Annotated in this window: 14 protein-coding genes; 3 read left to right on the forward strand and 11 right to left on the reverse strand. The window is 42.9% G+C overall.

The features are described from left to right. Positions 1 to 8: 8 nt before the first annotated feature. On the forward strand, positions 9 to 791 hold the full coding sequence (locus P3L44_RS18140) for an IclR family transcriptional regulator (protein ID WP_272662457.1): 783 nt from the start codon (positions 9 to 11) through the stop codon (positions 789 to 791). Between the two features lie 116 nt (positions 792 to 907). On the opposite strand, the gene narI is transcribed toward P3L44_RS18140, so the two are convergent. From narI to P3L44_RS18165, 5 genes are all read right to left on the reverse strand, one after another. Then, a complete protein-coding gene (gene narI / locus P3L44_RS18145) occupies positions 908 to 1,585 on the reverse strand; it encodes a respiratory nitrate reductase subunit gamma (RefSeq protein ID WP_004259342.1) in 678 nt (225 codons plus the stop codon). After that, positions 1,582 to 2,304, reverse strand: coding sequence for a nitrate reductase molybdenum cofactor assembly chaperone (gene narJ / locus P3L44_RS18150; protein ID WP_004259346.1), 723 nt, complete (start codon positions 2,302 to 2,304; stop codon positions 1,582 to 1,584). Before narJ ends, narI begins: the two co-directional genes overlap by 4 nt. Continuing rightward, positions 2,301 to 3,842 (reverse strand): nitrate reductase subunit beta, encoded by a 1,542-nt coding sequence (narH, locus tag P3L44_RS18155; protein ID WP_004259350.1) that lies wholly within the window; start codon positions 3,840 to 3,842, stop codon positions 2,301 to 2,303. The genes narJ and narH overlap by 4 nt, the downstream gene beginning before the upstream one ends. Beyond that, on the reverse strand, positions 3,842 to 7,603 hold the full coding sequence (locus tag P3L44_RS18160) for a nitrate reductase subunit alpha (RefSeq protein ID WP_140171763.1): 3,762 nt from the start codon (positions 7,601 to 7,603) through the stop codon (positions 3,842 to 3,844). The genes narH and P3L44_RS18160 overlap by 1 nt, the downstream gene beginning before the upstream one ends. Before the next feature lie 67 nt (positions 7,604 to 7,670). Next, complete coding sequence (locus P3L44_RS18165; protein WP_094962389.1) at positions 7,671 to 9,071, reverse strand: NarK family nitrate/nitrite MFS transporter; 1,401 nt, start codon at positions 9,069 to 9,071, stop codon at positions 7,671 to 7,673. Between the two features lie 331 nt (positions 9,072 to 9,402). Here P3L44_RS18165 and narX point away from each other — a divergent pair, with 331 nt between their 5' ends. Together narX and narL are read left to right on the forward strand one after the other, a co-directional pair. Then, positions 9,403 to 11,145, forward strand: coding sequence for a nitrate/nitrite two-component system sensor histidine kinase NarX (gene narX / locus P3L44_RS18170; protein ID WP_272662455.1), 1,743 nt, complete (start codon positions 9,403 to 9,405; stop codon positions 11,143 to 11,145). A 21-nt stretch (positions 11,146 to 11,166) separates the two neighbouring features. Then, on the forward strand, positions 11,167 to 11,823 hold the full coding sequence (gene narL / locus P3L44_RS18175) for a two-component system response regulator NarL (RefSeq protein ID WP_004259360.1): 657 nt from the start codon (positions 11,167 to 11,169) through the stop codon (positions 11,821 to 11,823). 12 nt (positions 11,824 to 11,835) lie between these two features. Here narL and P3L44_RS18180 read toward each other — a convergent pair whose 3' ends face one another. The 6 genes from P3L44_RS18180 to P3L44_RS18205 form a co-directional block, all read right to left on the reverse strand. Further along, entirely contained in the window at positions 11,836 to 12,990 is a 1,155-nt protein-coding gene (locus P3L44_RS18180) for a CdaR family transcriptional regulator (protein ID WP_004259365.1), read from the reverse strand. 14 nt (positions 12,991 to 13,004) lie between these two features. Next, on the reverse strand, positions 13,005 to 14,168 hold the full coding sequence (locus P3L44_RS18185) for a glycerate kinase (RefSeq protein WP_272662454.1): 1,164 nt from the start codon (positions 14,166 to 14,168) through the stop codon (positions 13,005 to 13,007). Positions 14,169 to 14,201: 33 nt separating this feature from the next. Beyond that, positions 14,202 to 15,542: an MFS transporter gene (locus P3L44_RS18190; RefSeq protein ID WP_272662452.1), complete on the reverse strand. Its 1,341-nt coding sequence runs from the start codon at positions 15,540 to 15,542 to the stop codon at positions 14,202 to 14,204. Between the two features lie 120 nt (positions 15,543 to 15,662). Next, positions 15,663 to 16,847 carry a thiolase family protein gene (locus tag P3L44_RS18195; RefSeq protein WP_140171767.1) on the reverse strand — a complete coding sequence of 395 codons (1,185 nt, stop codon included), beginning with the start codon at positions 16,845 to 16,847 and terminating at the stop codon, positions 15,663 to 15,665. 9 nt (positions 16,848 to 16,856) lie between these two features. Further along, entirely contained in the window at positions 16,857 to 17,594 is a 738-nt protein-coding gene (gene fabG / locus P3L44_RS18200) for a 3-oxoacyl-ACP reductase FabG (RefSeq protein WP_272662450.1), read from the reverse strand. A gap of 26 nt (positions 17,595 to 17,620) precedes the next feature. Continuing rightward, complete coding sequence (locus P3L44_RS18205; RefSeq protein WP_140171768.1) at positions 17,621 to 19,189, reverse strand: acyl CoA:acetate/3-ketoacid CoA transferase; 1,569 nt, start codon at positions 19,187 to 19,189, stop codon at positions 17,621 to 17,623. Positions 19,190 to 19,227: the final 38 nt, after the last annotated feature.

The following is a 19,227-nucleotide window of genomic DNA, read 5'->3' on the forward strand; positions in this document are numbered from 1 at the left end:
AACCTACGATGACGAAAGAAAGTCAAGAAAACTCGTCGAATATCGACAGAGTACTGACCATACTTGAAGAGATTAGTAACCATTCTGACGGAATTTCTTTGGCCGAATTGGTCAAAAATACGGAGATTCCAAAAACCACGGCTTTTCGTGTATTAAAAACACTAAAAGAGCGTCAATATGTCAGCTTAGACCATCTTACAGAACGCTATAACCTTGACTTAAAAAGCCTCGAATTAAGCATTAAAGGCTTAATGAATGTTAATTTAGTTGAAGTTTCAATCCCTTATTTAAAAACGTTGTCGAGTTCAACGTTTGAAACTTGCTTTTTAGGAGTTTATAACAGTGGCCATGTGGTCTACCTCTATAAAAGTGAAGGAACGCTATCCATTCAAACCTCCGCAAAACTGGGTGCTCGACTACCCGCTTATTGTACTGGTATAGGGAAAGCTTTATTAGCCTTCCAGCCGTTAGAAGAAATTGATGCTGTACTAGATAAACCATTAACCAAATACACTGAAAAAACAGTTATCGATCGCATGAAACTGTATGAAGTTTTGGCTGATATTCGTTTAAAAGGCTTTTCTTTAGATGATGAAGAAAATGAAGAAGGGCTCACCTGTGTAGCAAGGCCGATATTTAATTATACCGGTAATATTATCGGCGCGATTAGTGTCGCTGGGCCGACTCACAGAATGGTTTCCAAAATAGACCGTGTTAATGAAGAACTTGCCCACGTTTGCTTACTGATTTCCCGCCGCCTTGGCTATATTGAGCCAACCAACACTAAATAAAACAAAAAACCCCATCTCCTATGAGATGGGGCGCCAAAATAGCAATATTTGTTGTTTACACAAGAACAAGTTGTACAAAAGCAATGTATTGGCCCACCTCCTTGTGGAACCCAAACCTAATGGCGATTTCTCACCAATTGATACCGACGAGTCAGGTATTCGATAGGTGCACTCCAAATGTGCACTAAACGGCAGAATGGGAAGAGTAAAAATATCGTCATCCCCAACACAATATGCAGTTTAAAAACAATGCCAACCCCTTCAAGGTAATTGGATGCCCCCCAATGGAATGTCACAATAGACTGTGCCCATCCCACTAATTTCAACATTTCGCTACCATCCATATGTTGTGCTGAGAATGGAATGGTAAGTAACCCTAAGCAAACTTGCACCACCAGCAAGGTTAAGATCATGATGTCACCAAAGGATGAAGTTGCTCTCACTCGTGGGTTTGTCAGGCGGCGCTTCAATAGCATCGCGCCACCAATTAACATCATCACACCTGCTGATCCCCCACCAATCATCGCCATTAACTGCTTAATGTGCATTGGCAGAAAAGATTCATACATCCAATGAGGCGTTAACATACCTAAAAAGTGCCCGACAAAAATCCCAATAATCCCCAAATGGAATAAGTTTGATGCCAAACGCATGTTCTTTTTATCCAACATTTGGCTGGAACCCGCTCGCCACGTGTATTGCCCGTAATCGTAACGTAACCAACTACCGACAATAAATACCGTCCCAGCGATATAGGGGTAAATATCGAAGAAAAATTGATTGATAAAATTCATTTTTGAACTCCTACATGGCTGCCCACACTGAGATCCAAATACTGTGGTACCACCGCATTGGCGAAGCGATGTTGATGCGCTGCAACTTCGCTACCACATGTTTTTTCATCGGCAAAAAATTTCACTTGCTCCTCTTCCCAAACTGCATCTAGCGCCTCTGGGGTATCATCCCGTACTTCGGTTGCTACTTGTTTGCTTAATTGCTCCGCAGCAATGTCGCTATGGGAAAGCTCAAGTAAAAAATCAAATAAAACAGAGAAACGGCTTTCTCGCTGTTTCAACCTTTCCCCTAACAGCGCTAAAATTGGCGCAATATCCTGTAACCCCTCGATAGTTTCATCGGTCGGTAATGCCGTGAGGTATTCCAAATAAATGGGCAAATGATCGGGTAATTCACGGCAATCAATGTGCAAACCCTGTTGCTGATATTGAGCCATTAAATCAACCATCGCTTGCCCTCGGTCTCGGGATTCGCCATGTACATGCTCAAATAGCAATAATGATGTCGCGCGCCCTCTATCAAACAGTTCACAATATTGCGCCTGCATATCAAGTAAGTCTTCGTTGAGATACTCACGCACAAACACCATCAGTTGAACAGCCCGTGTGACAGGCAGCTCATCAGCCTGTTCTAGCGCTTCAATGAGCTCATCACGATGTAACCAAAGCGCTTCCGAAGGGTATTCCAATAACCGAGAAATCACTTTTAGTGTCATCATAGTGCTTTCTCCTGATTATTTTTTGGTGTGATATCAATGGCGTCAATGCGCCTGCTATTAAATAAATTCGCTTTGCTATCGCTGCCATGGCAACCATCACCAAAACTAAAGCCACAAGCTTTCGCTTCAGGGAATGCTTCACGCGCCAATTCTCGATGACTGGAAGGAATGACAAAACGGTCTTCATAGTTAGCAATGGCTAAATAGCGGTACATTTCTTGTGCCTGAGCTTGTGTTAAGCCGACTTGCTCTAATGCACTGGTATCACATTGGTTTTCCACGGTTTCTGCCCGTTTGAAATGGCGCATCGCTAACATACGTTTTAACGCCAATAACACCGGTTCGGTATCCCCTGCGGTTAACAAATTCGCAAGGTATTGCACTGGAATGCGTAAACTTTCGACATCCGGCAATACACCTTTATTAGCTAATAGCCCTGAATCCGCCACTGACTGGATCGGTGACAAAGGTGGTACATACCACACCATTGGTAACGTGCGGTATTCAGGGTGTAATGGCAGAGCTAAGCGCCACTCCATCGCCATTTTGTACACTGGAGATTTCTGTGCCGCATCGATCACACTTAATGGGATCCCTTGTTTTTGCGCTTCTTCAATCACTTTTGGATCATGGGGATCAAGGAAAACATCAAGTTGGCTCTGGTAAAGGTCGGTTTCCTTTTCGACACTGGCAGCCGACTCAATTTTATCGGCGTCATACAGCAATACCCCTAAATAACGGATACGACCAACACAGGTTTCAGAGCAGACCGTTGGCATGCCTGACTCAATACGTGGATAACAGAAAATGCATTTTTCTGATTTACCACTTTTCCAATTGAAATAGATTTTTTTATACGGGCAACCGGTTAAGCACATACGCCAGCCGCGGCATTTGTCTTGGTCAATCAACACAATACCGTCTTCTGAGCGCTTATAAATTGCCCCACTTGGGCAGGTCGCGACACAAGCTGGGTTTAAACAATGTTCACAAAGGCGTGGTAAATACATCATGAATGTATTTTCAAACTGCCCATACATCTCTTTCTGAATATGTTCAAAGTTTTTATCTTGGGCTCGTTTGGCGAATTCACCGCCTAAATCATCTTCCCAGTTTGGTCCCATTTTCACGTTACTCATTCGCTCACCAGTAATTAATGAACGAGGGCGTGCTGTCGGTACGTGCTTACCTTCTTTAGCATTTTTTAAATGGCCGTAGTCATAATTAAACGGCTCATAATAATCATCCAAAGCAGGTACATCTGGGTTAGCGAAGATTTTTGATAAAACGCCAACTTTGTTCCCCATACGTGGAACCAATTTACCCTTAATGGTGCGGATCCAGCCTCCTTTCCATTTTTCTTGGTCTTCCCAATTATGGGGGTAACCAATACCTGGTTTGGTTTCGACGTTATTAAACCATGCGTATTCTACCCCTTCGCGGCTAGTCCACACGTTTTTACAGGTCACTGAGCAAGTGTGACAACCAATACATTTATCAAGGTTTAGCACCATGCCGACTTGAGAACGAATTTTCATTATGCTTTCTCCTTTCCGCTCAAGGTCTGCTGGTAGGCATCACCTTCACCATCCAGCCAGTCAACCTGTTTCATTTTGCGAACAACCACAAATTCATCACGATTAGAACCTACTGTTCCGTAATAATTGAAGCTATAGGCAAGGTGCGCATAACCCCCAATCATATGGGTAGGTTTCGGGCAAACACGCGTGACCGAATTATGAATTCCGCCACGTTGAGCCGTAATTTCAGAGCCTGGTAAGTTGATCAGCCGTTCTTGGGCGTGATACATCATGATCATGCCATCAGGAATACGTTGGCTAACGATCGCTTTAGCGGTTAATGCACCATTACTGTTAAAAGCTTCAACCCAATCGTTATCTTCAACACCCAGTTCGCGGGCATCTTCTTCGCTAAGCCAAACAACTGGACCACCGCGGCCTAACGTCAACATTAATAAGTTGTCGCTGTAAGTAGAGTGGATCCCCCATTTTTGGTGCGGTGTTAAAAAGTTCAGTGCTTTTTCTGGGAATCCATTGGATTTTTTCCCCATAAGTGGCTGAGCCGCTCGAGTGTCAATTGGTGGGCGATACACCACAAGGCTTTCCCCAAAGGCACGCATCCATTCGTGATCTTGATACAATTGCTGACGACCACTGAGCGTCCGCCATGGGATCATTTCATGCACGTTGGTGTAACAGGCATTGTAAGAAACATGTTCATCTTCCAACCCTGACCATGTAGGGCTTGAGATAATTTTACGCGGCTGCGCAACAATATCGCGAAAACGGATTTTTTCGTCTTCTTTATAACGAGCAAGATGAGTATGGTCGCGGCCCGTTACTTTGCTTAACGCATCCCATGCTTTTACTGCCACTTGCCCATTAGTTTCAGGCGCGAGTGTTAAAATGACTTCTGCGGCATCAATCGCTGTTTCAATTTTTGGTCGCCCTGCATTAGCCCCCTCAGGCTGAGTTTTATTGAGCTTTTTCAGGAAATCAATTTCATCTTGCGTATTCCAACTGATGCCCTTACCACCATTACCCAGTTTATCCATGAGTGGGCCAAGAGAGGTAAAACGTGCATAAGTGTTTGGGTAGTCACGCTCAACACAGATAATATGTGGCGCTGTTTTCCCTGGAATAAGCTCACACTGCCCTTTTTTCCAATCTCTAACATCAAACGGTTGTGCCATCTCGGCTGCACTATCATGTTGAATCGGCAACGTCACCACATCCGTTTCTTTGCCTAAGTGCCCAACGCTGACCTCAGAAAATGCTTTGGCAATCCCCTTATAAATTTCCCAGTCGCTTTTGGATTCCCAAGCTGGGTCGACCGCAGCTGACAATGGGTGAATAAATGGATGCATATCCGAGGTATTCATATCGTCTTTTTCATACCAAGTAGCGGTCGGTAAGATAACGTCCGAGAACAGGCAGGTGCTCGACATTCTGAAGTCGAGAGTCACCACTAAGTCAACTTTCCCTTCTGCCGCTTTATCTTGCCATTCCACTTCTTCAGGTTTGACGCCGCCTTGTTGGCCTAAGTCTTTGCCTTGAATACCATTTTCAGTACCCAATAAATATTTCAATAAATATTCATGACCTTTCCCTGCAGACCCCAATAAATTTGAACGCCAAATAAACAGATTTCGTGGGAAATTTTGAGGGTCATCAGGTTGCTCTGAAGCAAAGCGAATATTCCCTTCTTTCAACTGTTTAACAGTATAATCAGTGGGTGACATTCCTTCACTTTGTGCCTTCTTCGCAATATTCAATGGGTTGACATTTAATTGTGGTGCTGACGGCAGCCACCCCATGCGTTCTGCACGTACATTCATATCAACCAAACTGCCGCTAAAGGCTTGCTTATCGGCTAGAGGCGATAACAACTCTTCTGTTGCGACTGTTTCATAACGCCATTGGCTTGAATGGTTATAAAAGAAAGATGTGCTATTCATATGGCGAGGTGGGCGCTGCCAGTCCAAACCAAAGGCTAAAGGTAACCAACCCGTTTGTGGCCGTAATTTCTCTTGCCCAACATAATGAGACCAGCCGCCGCCGCTTTGCCCAACGCAACCACAGAAAATCAACATATTGATAATCGCACGATAGGTCATATCCATGTGATACCAATGGTTAATCCCTGCGCCAACAATCACCATAGAACGGCCATGGGTTTTCTCTGCGGTATCGGCAAACTCACGCGCTATGCGAATAATATTTTGGCGGCTAACTCCTGTGACTTTTTCCGCCCACGCAGGTGAATACGCTTTCATATCATCGTAATCAACCGCACAGTTTTCATCACCAAAACCACGGTCAATACCGTAGTTCGCTAGCATTAAATCATAAACACTAGTAACCAATGATTCGCTACCATCAGCTAACTGAATACGTTTAGCGGGCAGTTTATGTAATAAAACATCTTTAAGTTCAACATGCTGGAAGTGCTCACTTTCTAAGCCACCAAAGTAAGGAAAACCAACATCGACAAATTCATCATGGCTATCTGCCAAACTGAGTTTCATTTTAATGTTATGTGCATCTTGTCCAGCACGCGGTTCTAAATTCCATTTTTGGCCACCATCCCAACGGAATCCCATTGAACCTTGTGGAGCACATAATTCACCTGTCTCTTCATCAATCGCAATAGTTTTCCATTCGGCATTTTTTTCTTCACCTAATGAATTATGTAAATCAGATGCCCGTAGCATGCGGCCTGCGGCATAAGAACCATCTTCACGCTTATCTAGCATGACAAGCATCGGCATATCGGTATAAGTGCGCACATATTCACGGAAGTATTCCGCTTCACGTTTTACATGGAATTCATTGAGGATCACATGCCCCATCGCCATTGCCATGGCGCTATCCGTTCCTTGTTTCGGGTTCAACCAATGGTCACATAATTTGGCAATTTCCGCGTAGTCTGGCGTCACCGCGACCGTTTTCGTCCCTTTATAACGCACTTCTGCAAAAAAGTGTGCGTCTGGCGTACGCGTTTGCGGTACGTTAGAACCCCAAGCAATAATATAAGACGAGTTGTACCAATCCGCTGATTCAGGTACGTCAGTTTGTTCGCCCCACGTCATGGGTGACGCAGGTGGCAAGTCACAATACCAGTCATAAAAACTTAAGCATGAGCCACCAATTAACGATAAATAGCGAGCACCCGAGGCGTAGGAAACCATCGACATCGCGGGAATTGGTGAAAAGCCAACAATGCGGTCAGGACCAAATTCTTTAATCGTCGCGACGTTCGCTGCCGCAATCAGTTCATTCACCTCCTGCCAGCTTGAGCGAACAAAACCACCACGACCACGAGCTTGTTTATAGCTTTGTGCCTTCTGTGGGTCATTGATAATAGATAGCCACGCTGCAACAGGGTCTTGCTGCTCCGCTTTTGCTTCACGCCATAGTTTAAGTAAGCGCTTACGCATCATTGGGTATTTAACACGGTTTGCGCTATATAAATACCAAGAGTAACTCGCACCACGAGGGCATCCTCTCGGCTCATGATCAGGTAAATCTGGGCGAGTTCGTGGGTAATCCGTCTGTTGAGTTTCCCAAGTCACTAACCCATTTTTGACATAAATCTTCCAGCTACAAGAGCCCGTACAATTGACACCATGGGTGGAACGCACGACTTTGTCATGCTGCCAGCGGCTACGATAACCATCTTCCCAATCACGGTTTACATTTAACTCTTGCCCGTGATCACCTGAAAAGGTTTCGCCCAACTGCTTAAAATACCGAAATCTATCTAAAAACTTGCTCATCGGATTGCCTCCAAAGAGACGGCGACCGGCGCCGTACATTGCTAAAATTGATTTTTATGACTTGTTATTATTTGTGTTTACGGCCATATACCAGCCACGTGATAAACACACAGGAAAGATAAAATATAAAAAACACTTTCATTGCATCTGCCGGTGAACCCGTCAGTGTTAATGATGTACCGAACGCTTTTGGAATAAAGAAGCCACCTATTGCACCAATAGCAGAGATAAACCCTAAAGCTGCAGCACTTTCTGTTACCGCCTCTTTTTGGGCTTCTTGCTCTGAAGCTCCTCTTAAGATGGCTTTGTCCATGGTTAATTTACGAAAAACAACAGCAATCATTTGGAAGGTTGAGCCACTGCCTAGCCCTGCCGTTAAAAACAACACCATAAATACGCCATAAAACGCCCCGAAAGAGCCTCCTTGACCGTTTTCTGGTAACGTAAAAAACAGCAAGCCGGAGAAAACAGCCATGACCACAAAGTTCAGTAATGTGACTTTCACACCACCAAAACGGTCAGATAACATGCCACCGACTGGGCGAGCTAACGCACCGAGGAAAGGGCCAAAAAAGGCAAACTTCAAGATAATGACGTCTGGAAACTGGGTTTTCGATAACATCGCGAAACCAGCAGAAAAACCGATAAACGAGCCGAATGTCGCCAGATATAACAGGCTTAATACCCATAGATGGCCACGTTTCAAAACAGGTAATTGTGCTTTAAGAGATGCCTTATTAGCCGCTAAGTCATTCATGCCAAACCAAGCCATCACCGTAAAAAGCAGTAGAAATGGCACCCAAATCCAAGCAGCATTTTCTAACCACAACGTTGAGCCATCAGGCTGAGCCGCTCCAGTCCCACCAACGAAAGTAAATACACCAACACCAACGATAAAAGGCGCCACCAATTGCATGACGCTGACCCCTAAATTTCCTAGCCCACCATTCAGGCCAAGTGCACCGCCTTGGCGAGCTTTAGGGAAAAAGAAGCTGATATTGGCCATGCTGGATGCAAAGTTAGCGCCGGCAAAACCACAAAGTAGGGAAATAATGACAAAGACTTGATAAGGCGTGGCAGGGTTTTGAATCGCATAACCTAGCCAAATACATGGGATCACTAAAAACAGCGTACTAATAGCAGTCCAACGGCGCCCACCAAAAATAGGAATAACGAATGAATAAGGGACTCTTAATAAAGCACCTGAAACGGAAGGTAATGCGGTTAATAAAAATAATTGGTCTGTCGTAAAATTAAAACCCACTTTATTTAAATTAACCGCAACTGCACTAAATAACATCCATACGCAAAATGCGAGCAATAAACATGGAATAGAAATCCATAAATTACGATTGGCAATACGCTGCCCTGTTTGCTGCCAAAACCGAGTATCTTCAGGACGCCAATCCTGTATAACACCATTATTTGACTGTGCAGCTACACTATTAACATTATCTCGTTGAGACATAAATCACCCCGATAAATACAATTTCTGCTCGCAGTGTGTGGCGAATAGACCACCGTGAAGCTGATCTAAATCAAGAGAGATTTAAATGAAATATGCGTGATTTTTCTCGTTAACCACTAGAGGAGTATTAGGAGTACAAAACAATAATCAATTGAATTAAAACAAAAAAAATCATTGCCCGGTAATTTTATTTGTTGAAATTTAAAGCGAATAATTCAATGGGATATTAAGGAGTAATACCGAAGTAGCATATTCAATTTTATATAATAGAGAAACAATATCTACGTTATCAAAAATAATAAATAAACGTATAGAGTAGAAAGGATCATTTATGTCTATTGCTTATCACCGATTTTCAATCATTAACCAAGTTATTGGTTTAATGCTATTGATTGCCGTACTCGGTATTATTGGCATGACAATTTCAAATAGTATGATTATTAGTGTGCAAGGAAATGCACATGCAATAAATAAATCAGGCTCATTGCGGATGCAAAGTTATCATTTACTTTCATTAGTGCCACTCAACCAATATTCTGACGTATATGTTAGTGAGCTTGAAAAAAATTTATTAAGTAATGAACTAACACAAGTTGTCGATATAGAAGATTTAAATCCGCAATTTGCTGAGATTTATCAATATTGGGTTACAGAATTAAAACCTGCTCTTAACCATGCAGTTTCTCCTAATGATGCACGTCTCGCGGTCGTTACCTTTGTTAATAAACTCGATGCATTAGTTCGTAATATTGATGAAAAAACAGAACGAAAAATAACCTATGTAGCAATCACTCAAATGGTATTTATTGGCCTCGTTTTATTGCTACTTATTTTTGCTATCTGCCATTTTAGAAAGAAAATTTATACACCTTGGCTTAAGTTACTTCATATGGTGAACGCGATTAGTCACCAAGACTTTAGTCAGCGCTTTCCTGTAGGCAAAAAACAAGATGAGCTAAATTCACTGGGCCATACGTTAAATCAAATGTCGGATGAGCTCGCACAGAGTTACCATCAATTAGAATCTCGAGTTATCGAAAAAACCGCCGATCTGCAAAAGAAAAATAAAGTATTACTCTATTTATACCAATCTAATCGAACCCTACATGCCATTGGGCCACTATCAATCAGGTTAGAAAAAGTGTTATTTGAGCTTAAAAGCTTAATACCACTGCAAAATATTAGATTGAGGCTATATGAAGAAAACAATGATGCCTGCTTTCATGAAATTCATTGTCCTGAAAACAAGGATCAATATCTCAATTCACCCAAGATGGCTGAACACCTTAAAGTAATATCATGGGAGATTTCTGATAATTTACAGCGTTATGGCATGATTTTAGCTGAAATGGATATAAATCAGCCATTATCTGAAGAACAAAATAATTTAGTGCTGATGCTAGTTAAACAAATCGCTGGAATGCTAGCGATGGAGCACCAATTAGAGCAACAACAGCAGTTACTGATTATGGATGAACGATCGGCGATTGCGAGAGAATTGCATGATTCCATCGCACAATCATTATCTTGCCTCAAAATGCAAATTAGTTATCTGCAAATGCAACCTAAAACATTGCCAACTAAGCACCAAGAACTATTAAACGAAATGCGCAATGAAATAAATTCCGCTTATAGTCAATTACGTGAGCTTTTAACAACCTTCAGACTAAAATTAACTGAACCAGGCCTATTCCCTGCCTTAGAAAGCACAATCCAAGAATTCAGTCAGCGCCTTGGTTTTCAAATTGGATTAAATTACCAAATTCCAGCCAAAAGCCTCTCTCCACATCAATCTATTCATATTATCCAGATAATCCGAGAAGCTTTAAGCAATATTCTCAAACATGCTAATGCAAACTGGTCACAAGTCTCATTAATCGAAAATAACGGATTAATCACCATGGCAATAGAAGATAATGGGGAAGGTATTCAGCCTCAGCCAACAAAAAATAACCATTATGGATTGATTATTATGAGAGAAAGAGCGCTAAGCCTAAATGGGAAATATCAAATTTCGCCAAGAATTCAGGGTGGCACTATTGTTAATGTCGTATTTCCACTGACTGTGGCTTAATTAAATTGGAGTAACTCATTAATGAAAAATGAAAATAAACTGACTGGGCAATCTACCATTTTACTGATTGATGACCACCCGATGCTACGTAATGGTGTTAAACAATTAATTAGTTTAGAACCCACATTAAAGGTAATTGGTGAAGCAGACGATGGAATAACGGGTATTAAAATTGCGGAAGAACAAGACCCAGATTTAATCCTATTAGATCTCAATATGCCTAGTATGAATGGCTTTGAAGTACTCGATAATTTACGTAACCGAGAACTTTCAGGCCGTATTATCTTATTTACAGTGTCCAATTATGGCGAAGACTTAATTAATGCGTTAAAACGAGGTGCTGATGGCTATTTACTCAAAGACATGGAGCCTGAAAAATTAATTATTGCGTTAAAAGAAGCCGCAAGTGGTAAAATGGTCGTTAGCCCAACGCTCGCTTCCATTTTAGCTGAATCTTTAAGAGATAACCGAGCCCCTACAGAGCATAATCTATCAGCACTAACCCCAAGAGAAACCCATATCTTAGATTTAATCTCACAGGGGCTATCAAATAAGATGATTGCGAATAAATTACAAATCACAGAGAGCACCGTCAAAGTCCATGTCAAACACTTACTAAAGAAACTTAATTTAAAATCGCGCGTTGAAGCCGCTATTTGGGTTTTACAACAAAAGTAATGATACGGCTCCTTAACTTAATGCATCGAGCCATGGCTGTTGTTTTGGGTAACGTCGACGGTAGCCATGCATCGCAACAGATAACTGAATGAGATCCGTAAACCTTGTCGGGTCCAAACTGGTTTGCTTTTTAATTTGTTGTAACCGATAACTTAATGTATTTCTGTGAATGCCTAATTGCTGCGCGGTGCTACCTATTTCACCATTTTGCGATAGAAACAGCTCAAGGGTTTCAAGCAAAATATCGCCCGAATCATGCAACAATATTTTATGGCAAATATCTAAAAAGAAATTAAATAGATAGCTATTTTCCAATTCATTAAAGAGGCATAAAGATGCCATTTCTTTAAATAAAAAGACTTGTTTATCGGGAACCGTTAGCCGTCCAACTTCAATTACTGAACGTGCAAAATGTACTGCATCCCTCACATGTTCTTGCGTATCTGCCTGAACACCAACGCCAATATAATATTGGCTAAGTTGGCTATCTAGAATGAAATGAAGATTAGAAATAAACGATTCATTTTGATAATGCGTTGATGGGAATAGCATCAAAATTTCTCGGCTATTGAGTAATAGCACATCACTTTTTTCCATAGCTGATAATTCAGTAATGATCGTATCGAGTATTTCAGGGCGGTACTGAATAGCTTCAATATTAATAATCACAGGAATAGTCGGTAAAGTGAACGCAAAACCGGAATTATGCAATTTTAGTAATGCACTGCGCCCCTGTGCTGGCGTTGTGCTTTCTATAAACTGGACAAATAGCATGTCACGCAAACGATGCTGCCAGTTAATACTACGCCGCTCAATTTCTTGTTGAATTAGCAGCTCAGCCGTCAGTATAGCGAGCTCGGCATAACGCTGGATCACAACAGGATCACCACTCACGCCAATCACTAATTCCACTTTATCAGCCACAACAATCGGATGGTTTATCCCCGGTGCCACATTCGAATAAGCTCGTGCTTCATTTTCATTGTAGATGGTGATCCGTTTGCCGCAGCGGATCACTTCCACTGCGGCTTCATGGGTTTCACCAATACGCTTTTTTTCACCTGAAGCGATAATCACGCCCTGACTATTAATCACATTGACGTTGTGATGGATAATTCCCATTGCACGCGTGACAATATCATTGGCTAGTTTTTCAGTCAGTAGCATCTTACCGCCTCATTTTAGGGTTTTATTTGCATATTCGGATTTGCGAGTACGGTACGCAGCAAATTTTCTGCTGTATCTGCCAAATAACGTTCACCATTTGTCATGGCTTGCTCAAGGGAAACTGGCCCCGGACAAAGCGACCACATTGCGGTAATGCCATGTTGGTATAGGATACGGCTATCTTCACTATACCCCCCACAAAGCGCAATGACAGGCACACCATAATGACTGGCCATACGAGCTACTCCCACAGGAGCCTTACCATTCGCACTTTGACTGTCAAGCCGCCCCTCTCCTACAATGACTAAATCCGCTTGTTGAATATAAGATTTTGCGCCAAGGAGCCCCAAAACGAGATCGATTCCTTTTTCGAGCTTTGCCGAAACAAACCAACGAAGCCCCGCACCTAATCCACCCGCAGCACCACTGCCCGCCTCAAGTGAAACATCTTTTCCCGTTATTGTTGACATTAATTTTGCATAATGAGCCATCCCGATTTCAAGCTGGTCGAGTGTGGCTTGGTCGGCCCCCTTCTGGGGACCATAAACATAAGTCGCCCCATTTTCACCTAATAAAGGGTTTTCAACATCGCAAGAGACACTAAATTCAACCTCTGCGGCGCGTGAGTCAAATTCATCAAAATCAATCTTTGCAATGTTAATGAGGTCTTTACCACAAATTGGCGCCTCAATAAGCTGCGAGTTTTTATCATAGAACTGAGCACCTAATGCTTGAGCAAATCCCGCACCACCATCATTAGTTGCACTTCCTCCTATCCCAATAATAATACGAGAGCAGCCCATATCTAATGCATGTTTGACCATTTCACCCAAACCATAAGTTGAAGCATTTTCAACGCGACGATGCTCACGTTGAACGAGTTCCAGCCCACAGCATTGCGCCATTTCAATAAAGGCAGTTTTTTCCTCCAGCACTAATAACCCTGCATCAACCTCACTACCATAAGGCCCAGTACAGCTAAAAATGTAAGGTGTTACACCAGAAAGCGCGGGGCTATGTTCCAGTGACTCCAACAAACCTTCTCCACCATCAGATATGGGTAATAACGTCATATCTAACTCAGAGGATACACGCTTGAAACCCTCAGCAACGGCTTGACATGCTAACCTTGCAGAACAACTTCCTTTAAAGGAATCAAGTGCGATAACAATTTTCATGCAGACTTTCCTATTGTAAATGGCGATGTTGAATTACTTGCTTTCCACTGAAGCCGATACTTGTAATGATTCGGGTTCGCTCATACCGTTAGTATTCACTCGTGAAGCAATAATCGTTCCAATAACTAACAAACCGACACCAAACCATAATCCAGAAGTGGCTGTTCCAGTGTAATCCTCAAAAAAACCAAGAATAAACGGGCCGAGGAAACCACCAAATAATCCTAAGCAGTTCAATAATGCTAAACTTCCCGCCAGCATACTGCCACTCATATAAGTGGGTGGAAGAGAGAAAATAATCGATTGAACCACAAAAAACATAAATGCAGTCAAGCAAAAGCCTATTAAGCCGACAACTGGGCCTCCCAGTGCACCTATCACTAATCCAACCGCCATCACGGCATAACCTGAAATTAAAATACGTGATGAACGACGCGGTGTATTGGCTTTTCTCGCCACAAAAATGCCACCAATTGCAGCTGAAATCCAAGGGATCGCCGTTAATAAGCCAATTTGAATCGGTGTCAGTTTGCCATACTCACCTATAATAGTAGGCAAAAAGTAACTTAAACCATAGACGGAGAACTGGTGAGTAAAATAGATAGCAACAATCATCATAAAGGCTTTATTTTTAAATGCCGCCTTAAGTGAGAATTTACTATTACTCACACTAATGCTGTTTTTATCTTGGTCGTGTTTATATTTAATATAATTCCGATCATCCTCATCTAACCATTTCGCATCTTCCGGTTTATTCGGCAACACAAACCACACAACAAATGCGAGGATCACCGCGGGTAAACCTTCAATAACAAACATCCATTGCCAACCATGGAAACCTAATAAGCCATCCATACTCAGCAATAAGCCACTTAGCGGTGCTCCAATAATATTCGCAAGACAGACCCCTAGTAAAAATAACCCTGTTGCTTTAGCCCGCTCTTCTTGGCTAAACCAATATGTCATATACAAAATGACCCCAGGATATAGGCCCGCTTCAGCCGCTCCCAGTAATAACCGCAAGATATAAAAAGAAGTCGGCCCTGTCACAAATGCCATTGCCGCAGATAATAGCCCCCACGTGATCATGATCCGCGTGATCCAAAAACGCGCCCCCACTTTTTCCATTATTAAATTACTTGGGATCTCAAGAATCGAGTAGGTTAGGAAAAAAAGCCCTGCACCAATACCAAATGCAGTTGCAGATAATCCTAAATCAATCGACATCGCATTTTTTGCCATGCCAATATTGGTTCGGTCAATAAAGCTAATAATGTACGCTAAAATCAACAACGGCATCAGGTTACGGTATATCTTTGCGTTGGTTTTTTTCCCCTGAGCCACATAATCTAACTTTGCATTTGTAGAAAACATAGATAAGATCCTCATGTTGTAGTGAAACAGGTACGGCTCTTGGCAATAAGTGACATACCTGTTGTTTTACTTCAGCAACAGCCCGACGCCCCACGTCGGGCTTTCTGCTTGCAGCTTTTCTTATTCTCTTTCGAACAACATTGATATCCCTTGACCACCACCGATACACATAGTCACTAACCCGGTAGTAACCTGACGGCGTTCCATTTCATACATTAACTTCACAGGTAAAATAGCCCCACTGGCACCCACTGGATGACCCAGAGCAATTGCCCCACCATTCACATTCACTTTAGTGCTATCAAGAGATAAATCATTCATAACTGCAATGGCTTGTGCAGCAAATGCTTCATTTAGCTCAATTAAATCAATGTCTTTTACATCCATTTTGAGCTTTTCCATTAATCGACGGGTTGCTGGCGCGGGTCCAAAGCCCATAATGGCCGCTTCACAACCTGCTACAGCCCAATCGACCACTTTCATTCTTGGCTTCAGACCACGTTTTTCCGCTTCTTCACGACGCATCATCACTAATGCCGCAGCACCATCATTGATACCTGAAGAGTTTGCTGCCGTAATCACACCATCAGCTTTAAAGGCAGGGCGCAATTTTGCTAATTTTTCACGTGGTGTATCACGCGGATGTTCATCGGTATCAAAAATACGTGTACCTTTACGGCCTTCAGGTATTTCTACTGGCAATATTTGGTCAGCAAAATAACCGGCTTGAATCGCTTTTAACGCTTTTTGCTGGCTATCCCATGCAAAATCATCCATTTCTTCACGGGTAATATTGAACTGCTCTGCAACATTTTCTGCCGTCATTCCGTTGTGGTAAGGGCCTTCTGGCCAAGTTAGGATGGACGTTAACCCATCTTCCAGTACATCATTTCCCATGCGGTAGCCATAGCGCGCTTTGCGTAAGTAGTACGGCAGCATTGTCATATTTTCAGTACCACACGCCACCACAACATCTGATTGGCCGGTCTGCAACAACATCATGCCATCGGCTAACGCTTGTAGCCCTGAACCACATTGGCGGTTAACAGAATAAGCGGTGGTTTCTTTTGGTAACCCTGCTCGCAGTTGGCAAATACGAGCGATAAAACCACTTTCTGCGATTTGCCCAACATTACCCACAATAACTTCATCAACATCTTCGGGAGCAATTCCAGCTCTTTTCACGGCTTCACGGATAACCACCGCCCCGAGGTCATGTTGATGCGTATTTGCAAAACTCCCCCCCATCGTGCCAATTGCCGTTCTCACACCACTCACAATGACAATATCATTCGCTTGTTTCATTATTTCCCCCTATAACACCATTCCGCCGCCAACATTGATTACTTCGCCATTGATATAACGCGCTTTATCAGAGGCTAAAAATGCAACACATTGTCCAACATCGCGCGGATCTCCTGCAAAACCCGCAGGTATCTTGCTGATCATGATGTCCCACACTTTTTCAGGCACACCACGGGTCATATCCGTATCAATAAACCCTGGGCAAATCGCATTGACTGTGACCCCTTTACGGGCGAGTTCACGACAAGCCGTTTTAGTCAGGCCAATAACCCCGGCTTTGGATGCAGCATAGTTGGCTTGCCCAACATTCCCAAGCCAACTCGCCGATGAAATATTGACAATTCGGCCGCTTTCTTGCTCACGCATTAACTTTGCCGCCTCTTGCATGCAGTTAAATGTCCCTTTCAGATTGATATCAATCACTTTGTCCCAATCATCTTCCGTTAATTTATGCAGCATGCCATCTCGGTTGATCCCCGCATTATTTACCAGTACATCAATCGCCCCAAAATGCGCTAATGCGTTAGAAAATAAGGCATTTACCTCTTCACGTTTGGCAATGTCACAAGGAATGAAAATGGCTTGATGACCTTGCTCTTGTAGCTGTTCTGCACTTTCTTCACCTGATGACATGGCTAAATCAGAAATAACGACTTTTGCCCCTTCTTCCGCAAGTACCTGAGCAATCGCAAAACCAATACCTCTTGCAGAACCCGTCACAATGGCGACTTTATCTTTTACTAACATGGATAAATTCCTCTTTAATATTGAAACTACAAATACGAAACCAGTCCAAAAGGTGCTTCTTCAAATAGTGAAGGAGACATCACTTTCAAATCAGGAGAAATTTCAGGTACGAAGTCCATATGGGCAAGAATGTCACGCTCTAGGTCAATACCGGGGGCAATTTCAACCAGTACCGGGGTTTTTCCCCCTAAAGTGAACACCGCACGTTCCGTAACAAAATGCATGGTTTGGTTAATATTTCGCGCGACATCCGCATTCCATGAAATTTGCCGTACTTGGTTAACTAACTTTCTAATATCCCCTTCCCGCACAATATTTAATTGCCCATTTTCACAACGAATATCTAACCCTTTTGCTGTGAACGTTGAGCAAAACACCACGTGTCGAGCATTTTGGGTAATATCAATAAACCCACCTGCACCAGGGCAAATATTGCCTAACAACGTCGCATTGACATGGCCACTGGCATCCATTTCCCCTGCGCCCATATACGTGATATCAACGCCTGCACCGTTGTAGTACAACATTTGGTCTTGGTGACTAATCATCGCTGACAGGTTACGGCCTATGCCAAAATCAATACCGCCTGCTTGGACGCCCCCCCAAATCCCTGACTCCACGGTGATATCGACGCGCTTGGTTGCATTTTCTTCCTGAATAATTGAGCCAATAACATCGTTTGGAATACCCGTTCCTAAGTTAATCACACAGTTTTCGTATAGATAACGACATGCAATTCGCCCAATCAATTTGCGAATGTCTAAAGGTAATGGCGTAGTTTGTTGGATAGGCGTGCGAATATCACCGCATAGCGTTGGGTCAAAAAACCAGCTCGAAGACTGGCGATGGTCTTCTTCAGGGTTATCACACACGACAATGTGGTCAATAAAGCTCGCGGGAACAGTGACACGCTTGGGATGTAAAGTCCCTTCTTCAACGCAATATTTCACTTGTGCAATCACTTTGGCACCAAAGCGTTTAGCCGCCAGTACCGCATGCAAGACCTCTAGGGCCATAGCCTCTTCATCGGTGGTGAGGTTGCCTTTACTATCAGCGTGAGTTCCTCTGATCACCACCACATCTAAGGGAATTTCTGGATACCATAACCATTCTTCCCCTTTGAAATTCACTTTTTCAACCAAAGGGGAAAGTACCAACGTTTTAGCGTTCATCCTACCGCCTTCAAGGTCAGGGTCGATAAATGTTCCTAACCCTACTTTGGATAAGCGCCCCGGTAAGCCTGCGGCCATTGCACCATATAAATGCACCATTTGCCCTTGAGGGAGGCAATATGCTTCAACTTGGTTGTCATTAATCATTTGCATCCATCGAGGTGCTAGCCCCCAATGGGAACCAATAATCCGTTTCACCATCCCTTCATGGGCAAAGTGTTGATTCCCTCGAATACGGTTACATTGCCCAGCTGCGTGAACCAGTGTTAATTGATTTGGTGTACCCTCGGATAAAAAGCGTTGCTCAATTGCTGATAAAATAGATTCAGCAGCACTGGTTAATGTCATTCCCACAGTACAAATCGTATCGCCATTATTAATTAATTTAGCGGCATCTTGTTTAGAAATAAATTTATTATTCATGATAAAACCTACCTGAAGGCTAATATTTCACAGCCCCT

Origin of the sequence: Providencia sp. PROV175, from assembly GCF_032707045.1 — a bacterium.
GTDB lineage: Bacteria > Pseudomonadota > Gammaproteobacteria > Enterobacterales > Enterobacteriaceae > Providencia > Providencia hangzhouensis.